3 protein-coding genes and 1 pseudogene are annotated in these 5,308 nt (G+C 30.1%); 3 read left to right on the top strand and 1 reads right to left on the bottom strand.

Going from position 1 to position 5,308, the window contains the following annotated elements:
- Positions 1–78 precede the first annotated feature (78 nt).
- Positions 79–1,212, top strand: coding sequence for a Cna B-type domain-containing protein (locus LQ694_RS15270; RefSeq protein ID WP_239772194.1), 1,134 nt, complete (start codon positions 79–81; stop codon positions 1,210–1,212).
- 56 nt (positions 1,213–1,268) lie between these two features.
- On the opposite strand, the gene LQ694_RS15265 is transcribed toward LQ694_RS15270, so the two are convergent.
- The gene (locus tag LQ694_RS15265; RefSeq protein ID WP_231430452.1) at positions 1,269–1,658 is read right to left on the bottom strand and encodes a YxeA family protein; all 390 of its coding nucleotides are present in this window, start codon (positions 1,656–1,658) and stop codon (positions 1,269–1,271) included.
- Between the two features lie 80 nt (positions 1,659–1,738).
- On the opposite strand from LQ694_RS15265, the pseudogene LQ694_RS15260 reads away from it, so the two are divergent.
- Positions 1,739–2,850, top strand: a pseudogene (locus LQ694_RS15260) (IS3-like element IS981 family transposase).
- Positions 2,851–3,885: 1,035 nt separating this feature from the next.
- On the top strand, positions 3,886–5,142 hold the full coding sequence (locus LQ694_RS15255; RefSeq protein ID WP_104874095.1) for a DUF1565 domain-containing protein: 1,257 nt from the start codon (positions 3,886–3,888) through the stop codon (positions 5,140–5,142).
- Positions 5,143–5,308: the final 166 nt, after the last annotated feature.

The raw sequence follows: 5,308 nt of genomic DNA, 5'->3' as shown, positions 1-5,308 counted from the left end.
TACGAAATTAATCACATGTTGGCCAGTTAAGGGAATACTACCATGTTAAAATGATAATTAGTTATATTTTTTCTGACTTTGCAACAGAACCCCGAAAATGAAGTTTCTGATTACAGTACAACGATTGACGAAACTAATATTACAAATAGCTATACACCAGGTAAAACAAGTGTTACTGTTACTAAAGCTTGGAATGATAAAAATAACCAGGATGGTCTACGTCCAGGAAGTATTCAAGTTCAGTTATATGCGGATGGAAAAGCAGTGGGAGAAGCCATTGATCTAACAGAGAACAAAGATTGGACATATACTTGGTCAGATTTGGATCAAAAAGCAAGCGGTAAGACAATTGTTTATACAGTTAAAGAACTGACTGCAGTTAAAGGCTATACGACAAGTATTAATGATTCAGAACAAGGTAATGTGGTTATCACAAACAATCATACGCCAGAAACAACGGCAATCAAAGGTACAAAAATATGGAACGACAAAGATAACCAAGATGGTAAGCGACCAGATACAATCACAGTGAATCTGTTAGCAGATGGAAAAGCAGTGGATAGTAAAGAAGTAACGTCAACCGATGGTTGGACGTATGAATTTACAAATCTACCAAAATATCAAAACGGACAACTAATTAATTATACAGTTACCGAAAATGAAGTTTCTGATTACAGTACAACGATTGACGGAACTAATATTACAAATAGCTATACACCAGGTAAAACAAGTGTTACTGTTACTAAAGCTTGGAATGATAAAAATAACCAGGATGGTCTACGTCCAGGAAGTATTCAAGTTCAGTTATATGCGGATGGAAAAGCAGTGGGAGAAGCCATTGATCTAACAGAGAACAAAGATTGGACATATACTTGGTCAGATTTGGATCAAAAAGCAAGCGGTAAGACAATTGTTTATACAGTTAAAGAACTGACTGCAGTTAAAGGCTATACGACAAGTATTGATGATTCAGAACAAGGTAATGTGATTATTACAAACAGTCACACGCCAGAAAAAGTAAATACTGAATTGCCACCTAAAAAACCTAATAATGGTGGTATGAAGGAGAATACTCACTCCAATAAGAAAGACAGGTTCCTTCCTAATACAGGTGAAGAGCGTAAATCGTTATTAACACTGATAGGAATTTTAATATTAGGATTTGTAATTTTTATTGTAAAAAAAAAGAAAAAAATAAATTCTAAGTATTAAGATTAAGTAAATAAATAACGCCATACTCATTCGTAAACAGTGAGTATGGCGTTATTTTATTTATTGTCTATAGCTTTTAATGCTTTCTCAGGTACTTGTTCTTTTTGAACTTCTTCATAGGAATTAACATGGGTACCTTTGTTAGATAGTTTTAAATAGTGTCCTTTTTTTAATTCTTTACTGGAAGTAAACATAATTTTTCTAGTTTTACCATCTTCATCCGCTGCAGTTTGAGTGTAACTGTACATATCATCTTTATTTATATCATCATACGATTTAGTTTTAACATATACTTCGTTTTCACTAATGAACGGATTCAATTGGTCAACAATAGCACCAAGTTCTCCGGGGTTATTTTCATTATAAATTTTACTACCAAAAAAACCAATTACAATCACAGTAATTAAAGTCCCTATAGAAACAATAGAAACAACAAATTTTTTCATATCATCCACCTCGCAGTTTATTTGATGTTATCCTTAAATCTTAGAGTCACTATTGTATAATTTAGACAAAGGACAAAAACATGCAAAAACGCTACTCAAAAGAATTTAAAGAAACCCTTATCGCCTTCTATCATTCTGGTCAATCCGTCACCCAGCTGTCTAAAGAATACGACGTGGCCCCTGCAACAATTTATAAATGGATAGACCTCTACTCTAAATCTAATGAAAGCTCCGTCTCTAAAGCTGATTTTCTAGAATTAAAAAGACAACTGGCTAAAGTTAAGGAAGAACGAGACATCTTAAAAAAAGTATTGACCATATTCGCCGAGAAAAAGAAGTGAGTGCTGCGGATATGGCTCAAACCATACAAACTTTAGCACTCAATGTCAGACTAAGCTGCCAACTCCTTGATGTTCCTGAATCAAGTTATTATGAACGGATTAACCGACATCCATCTAAAACTCAATTAAGGAGACAATACCTGTCACTCAAAATTTCTCAACTCTTCAATGCTAACCGAGGAATCTATGGTGCTCCTAAAATTTATCATCTTCTACTTAAACAAGGGGAAAAAGTCGGGTTAAAACTGGTACAGAAGCTAATGAAGCAACTTCAACTCAAGTCTGTAGTCATTAAGAAATTTAAGCCTGGATACTCACTAAGTGATCACATCAATCGAAAAAATCTCATACAGACTGAACCTACAAAGAAAAATAAGGTTTGGTCAACCGACATTACTTATATTCCTACTCAACAAGGATGGGCTTATCTCTCAACCATTATGGATCGTTATACTAAAAAAGTCATTGCTTGGGATTTGGGCAAGCGAATGACTGTAGAATTAGTGCAAAGAACTTTAAATAAGGCCATTAAATCACAAGACTATCCAGAAGCTGTTATTCTTCATTCTGACCAAGGAAGCCAGTATACGAGTCTAGAGTATGAAGAGTTGCTTAAGTATTATGGGATGACTCACTCTTTCAGTCGAAGGGGATACCCTTATCATAATGCCAGTCTTGAATCTTGGCATGGACATTTAAAAAGAGAGTGGGTGTATCAATTTAAATATAAGAACTTTGAAGAAGCCTATCAGAGTATTTTCTGATACATCGAAGCCTTTTATAATTCAAAACGAATCCATCAAAGTTTAGGGTATCTTACACCTAATCAATTTGAAAAGGTAAGTGCTTAAAATAAATAGATTAAAATTCTACGTTTGTTACTCTAAAAACTTGACTTAACATCAATTTTATAAGATAATTGTATCATATTGTCAAACAGATTTACTCATTCTAAAGACTTATATTGTCCTAAGACTATGTAATTATTGAAGATAAAAAAGAAGTTGCGAAAATTGTTTGAATAGTGCTGCATGAAAGATACTTTTCTACTAGAATTGTCTAATTAAGTTCAATATTAAGAGTGTTTGTAAAAATTATAAAAATGAGATAAAATATCTAATAAGTATTTTTTTAAACACTATTTTTTATTAAAAAGGTTTAAAGAATTGAAATTCTTATAGAATTAAATTTTTTGTCATGATACTTTTGTTTAAAAGGAGGAAGACACTTATGCTCTCATACATAATTTATTTTTTTGCAGTTTGGTTTATACCCTTAGCCATAATTATTTATGGAATTTATAAAAAATCAAAGAAGTTTTGGCTTACAGGAATTTGCTTAATTCCAATCTTCCTTATCGTTATGCCGGTAATAGCTATGTTTTTTGGTGGAGATAATATGTAAATTATTTTAGATGAGTCAAAAAAATTGACTCTTCGTAAAATTTTTCATGTTAGTTTTTCCATTCTTGCTATTTTATAGGCTGATTATTTAGCTTATTAACGATAGACTCAATTGGTTTATTGAAACACACGCTACCTAAAAAATAATTAATCGTCAAATGATTTTTGAATATAGGAACAACAAAAAAAGAAATGCTGTTAAATAAAATGGTACCTGTAGGTTGGACACTTGTAAAAAAGAGTGTCCAACCTACAGGTATTTTTTGTATACTTGAATTAAGAATATGAGAGTTAGGGGATATTGGTTCTACAACATTTAGTGTTGGTGGGAAATCTTAGGATTTCCTGCCAACACTATTTCTTTATAAAAAAGTATAGAAAAAGAGATATCCAATTGGTAGAATTTAGTCGGTTCTGTTGCAAAGTTTTCCAAAAAATCTATTTTAGTGTAAAATTGAGAAAAAGGACAGAGAGGACAGAGTAATGAATCATTTTAAAGGCAAACAATCAAAATTAATTACGCTGCTTATAATCATAGTATCTCTTTTCACTATATTTACTTATTTAAATTCTAAAGTTATTTATGTTTCAAATACAGGTAAAAATCATTATCCAGGAACAAATAATAAACCTATAAAAAGCATTAATAAAGCTATTAATATGGCTTTACCTGGGACAACAATAAAAATCAAGCCTGGAATATATAAAGAAGCCGTACATATAAATAAAAATGGATTTCCCTTTTTACCTATAAAAGTAACAGGTATGTACGGAAAAACAAAATTAATTGGTAATATTGATAGATCTGAAAAAATAATAAATATTCGTAATTCTAACTATATAAATATATCAGGTTTAAATTTATCTAATTTAAAAGCCACTAATTCAGAACAAACACCAACTGCTATAAATATAGATGGACACTCTAAGTCTATAATAATTAAAAATAATATAATTCATGACATTGAAACAGACTATAAAGAAGGCAATAGTCATGGTATTTCTGCTTATGGTAAAGGAATATCTAACATTCAAATAGTAAAAAATAAACTATATAATTTAAAATTGGGTAATAGTGAAGCTTTAGTTTTAAATGGAAATATTAATAACTTCAAAGTATCAAACAATCAGATTTTTGATAACAACAATATTGGCATAGATATCATTGGTTATGAGGGTATTGAATCCAATGATAAATTAGACAAAGCAAGGAATGGTACAATCTCGAATAATAGAGTTCAAAACAATACAAGTAAACATAATCCTTCTTATAATGGTGATCAATCTGCTGCTGGGATATATATTGACGGTGGAGAAAATATAGTAATATCTGATAACATATCTGCTAATAATGATATAGGAATTGAAATAGCTAGCGAACATAAGAATAAAAATGCTGTGAATATTTTAGTAAAGAAAAACATTATTAAAAACAATGGCTACACTGGTATAGCAATTGGTGGTTACAACCAAACAATGGGTGGGGGTAAAAAAATTAGATTATTAAATAACAGATTAATCCATAATGACCAACAACAACAGTTTGGTGGAGAAATTTTATTACAATACAATATAAATGATTTAATTATAACTAAAAATGCTATATCCCCTAACAAAAATGGTTACTTACTAATAAAAGATAATAAGAGTGGGAAAAATATCAATATAAAACATAATAACTACAACTTAAAAGGTAGTAATAAAATAATTTGGAATAAAAAAGAAGAATATCTACGTTAAATTGAGTATTCTTCTTTTTTATTTCAAATTATTTTAAGATTAAATTAAATATTTAACTATCTATCGCTTATTATTATTTTGGTTCTGTTGCAAAGTTAATTTTATAGTATAATTTTAACAAAAAAGGAGCGTTCTCTATGAATTATTTTAGATATAAGCAATTTAA

Source organism: Mammaliicoccus sp. P-M58 (genome assembly GCF_022386165.1).
Classification (GTDB): Bacteria; Bacillota; Bacilli; order Staphylococcales; family Staphylococcaceae; genus Mammaliicoccus; species Mammaliicoccus sciuri.
Note: the sequence above shows the minus strand (reverse complement) of the source record. Positions and strands in the feature narration are given on the sequence as shown.

Excerpts from the sequence above, each read along its gene's own strand:
- LQ694_RS15265 (WP_231430452.1), bottom strand. The coding sequence starts at position 1,658 with ATGAAAAAATTTGTTGTTTCTATTGTTTCTATAGGGACTTTAATTACT.
- LQ694_RS15255 (WP_104874095.1), top strand. The coding sequence starts at position 3,886 with ATGAATCATTTTAAAGGCAAACAATCAAAATTAATTACGCTGCTTATA.